Annotated in this window: 3 protein-coding genes; all 3 read right to left on the reverse strand. The window is 62.5% G+C overall.

Features of this window, described 5'->3' with window-relative positions:
• The coding region (locus CU103_RS30890; protein ID WP_106667824.1) for a conjugal transfer protein TraA at positions 1-2,001 on the reverse strand (2,001 nt) is incomplete at its 3' end.
• A complete protein-coding gene (locus tag CU103_RS30895; RefSeq protein WP_106667825.1) occupies positions 2,001-2,405 on the reverse strand; it encodes a MobC family plasmid mobilization relaxosome protein in 405 nt (134 codons plus the stop codon). The genes CU103_RS30895 and CU103_RS30890, both read right to left, overlap by 1 nt.
• Positions 2,406-2,622: 217 nt before the next feature.
• On the reverse strand, positions 2,623-2,842 hold a 220-nt coding region (locus CU103_RS31905), incomplete at its 5' end, for a hypothetical protein (RefSeq protein ID WP_210203873.1).

Below are 2,842 nucleotides of genomic sequence, written 5' to 3' on the forward strand. Positions count from 1 at the left end.
CCGCGAGTCGAGCTCCTGTCTAAGCGCCGCCATTTTGTCCGGACTGCGGTCGCCGGCCTCCGCACGTTCCATCGCGTCGCGCGATTGCTCAATCGCAAGGAGAACCCTGTTCGCCGCCTCCGCTGCGGCAAAGCCATGGCGTGCGACCGCATCGTTCCACCGTTGCTTTTCATCGTCCCGGTGCTGGTCGGGGGAACGGCGCTCCTTTGGTTCGGCCATCTCGTTGTGCCGGCGCTGCTCGTTCGACGCGACCAGCTCGCGGTGCACATTGACGTGGTCCCGCGCCGCCGTCGCAATCTCTTCAAAGTCCTTGCGCTCCGCCGGGGATATTGTCCGCTCCGCCTGGAAGAGTGCCGTCTCCACACGCTTTTCATAAGCCTCGAATTCAGGTTGCGTCATGCGGCGCATATCGTCACCCTCCCAAACAAGCTCTGATAACTTTCCCAATTGTGTGCGCAATTGCGAGCCGGAATTTGATTGCTCACCCTGGGCCAATGCTCTCAACTCAGACGGCGCTCTGCGGTCTTCAAGCCGGCTCAGCTGAGCTTTGACAAAATCCTGTTCGGGCCTGGAGAGCCGCATACTCGCTATTTCTTGCCATTGCTGCTGCGCAACCCGCACATAGGCCTGGCTGCGGGCGGTGCGCGGAAAGCGCTCCGCATCAGCGCGCTTCGCATCATACCGGCGTTGTGCGGCATCACTCGTTCCTGCGTGTTGGGTACGACCGATCGTGTTCAACGGCCGGACCTGGTTTTTTGAGTAGGCCGGGGGGCTCACACGATCCCGCCGATCGGTCATCTCCATGGCGATACCATGCCCGCGTGCCTTTTCGGCCATCGTCAGCCGCCACGCCCGAAACGCCGGGATGGTCGTCTCGATCCTGTCACCTGCGTCCGAGCGCATGGCGATGATGGCGTGGACGTGAACGTGCGGCCGCTTGCCTCCCGTTGCCTGCGCCTTCGGGTCACTCGCAGCATCGTGAAGTGAGAACACGTAACGGTGCCCGGCGAACTGGGTCCCGAGGAAATCCCGCGCCGCATCCTGGAACGCCGCCGCATTGGTTCCGGGGCGCGCCGACAAAACCAGATGCATGACATCGCGCGGCTTGCGGCTATGGAGCTGGCCGCGCCATTCAAGCTGGACAAGGTCGCCGGCCCGCTTGCCGTCGCCGATCGCGCGCCCCTGCTCATCGCATACCTCGCCCTTGTGGGCCGCCACCAGCGAACGCAGGCGAGCGCTGCCGTAATCGGTGCCATTGCCGTAGCCGGTGAACCGGAAGCTTGCGCTGCCCTCTGTGGCCCGCCCGGCATCCAGGCGCTGCTGCACAATCACCGTTGCCTTCTCGTCGGCCGTCAGGCGTTCACCCCCGGGGCTGCGCAGCACAGTGATCCCGTCAATATCGTACCCACTGCCATCGGGGCGCGCGCTCACCGCGAAGGCAAAAGCGCGATCACCGAGGCCCCGCCTGACGATCGCGCGGGCTCGTTCCGTGACCTCCTCACCGTCACGGCGCTCTTCCGTGACGGTGATCTTGAACAATCCGATGTCGCGGCTCTCGGCGCGGTTCTTCATCAGATGATCCCACGCGCCTCCCACCGCAGACAGCTGATCGCGCCCGCGCAACTGCTCGCCGCGCTCGTTCTCGACAACGACATCGCCATGGCGCGAGACGTAGTTGATCATGGCCCCCAGCCTGGATCCGCCACCAAACGAAGCCATCTTCACCACCGCCGGCTGGCCGCCGGACGCAAGGCCGACAAATCGCAGCCGCATCGGCCGGTCGGCGGAACGATGCCTGCCCCCGTCCCCGAAACGCCCTCTTTCCGCCGGCCGAGGACGAAAACCCGGCTTCATCCCGGCTGCCATGTTTGCGGCCGCACCGCCGCGCCGCCGCCGCTCATCCTCGTCGGCGGACGTTTGACGCCCGAGCGAGAGCTCATGGAGCAGCGCCGCCCGGCGCTGCTCCCATTCCGCGGTGAAGGCGCCAAGGAAGAACTCCACTACCGCCTCCCTTTTCGCAGCCTGGCCCCGCGATCGGCAAAAAAGCCGATCTCGTACACCAATGCCGCCATGGCACGTTGCACGTCATCAAGGACTGCCCTTTCCTCATCGAAGCGCGAATGTCGTCGATTTGCTGCACGGGCGAGCTGATTGAGGTTGACGCCAACGGCCCTGAGATCTTTCCAAAGCGCGCCAAGAAGGACGCGGTCCTCCGCCGTGAAAAACGGCCGCACGCCAGCGCCCTCCAGCGACAGCGATCGCATGAACGCCGAAACCGTCAGTCCCGCGCGCTCCGCCGCCCTTTCGATCCTGGTTAGTTCGCTCGCACTGAAGCGGGCATGGACCACCTTGTTCTTGCGCTCGGCTCCGGCGAGGAGCCTGCTCCCGGTTGCCACGTCCTTCATTTTCGCCTTCCTGAAAGCTGGCCGCAGGCGCCATCGACGGCCCGTCCGTCGATCGTCAGCAAAATTTGTATCACAAATTTGCGTATCCTGCCAAAAGCCATACTACCGATTCGGTAACAGTTTTTCAAGCCACCCCTGCCGGTCGCCTTCTGCGCGGCGCGCAACTCCATCCCTCTCTTGGCGACCGCAACAACACCGACTGCCCCATTCCCGACCTTCATGCTGCCGCATCGATACTGACCATTTTTACGCTAAGCATATGAATTGTCGCAATGTAGTGCTTGACCCTACAACCATACCCTACAATGCTTGCATGTGTTTCGAGTGTGGGTTTATGGCGTGTGGAATATATTCCACACTGTAGCTCGCGCCCATACATCAAAAACCCACCTGTTACAGATGTGAATATGTTGTATTCATTTTTGGCTTGCATTGTT

The sequence above is a fragment of the Phyllobacterium sophorae genome (genome assembly GCF_003010965.1).
GTDB lineage: Bacteria > Pseudomonadota > Alphaproteobacteria > Rhizobiales > Rhizobiaceae > Phyllobacterium > Phyllobacterium sophorae.

Bases quoted from the DNA above. Each gene is read 5' to 3' on its own strand.
- CU103_RS30895 (WP_106667825.1), bottom strand. From the start codon at position 2,405: ATGAAGGACGTGGCAACCGGGAGCAGGCTCCTCGCCGGAGCCGAGCGC.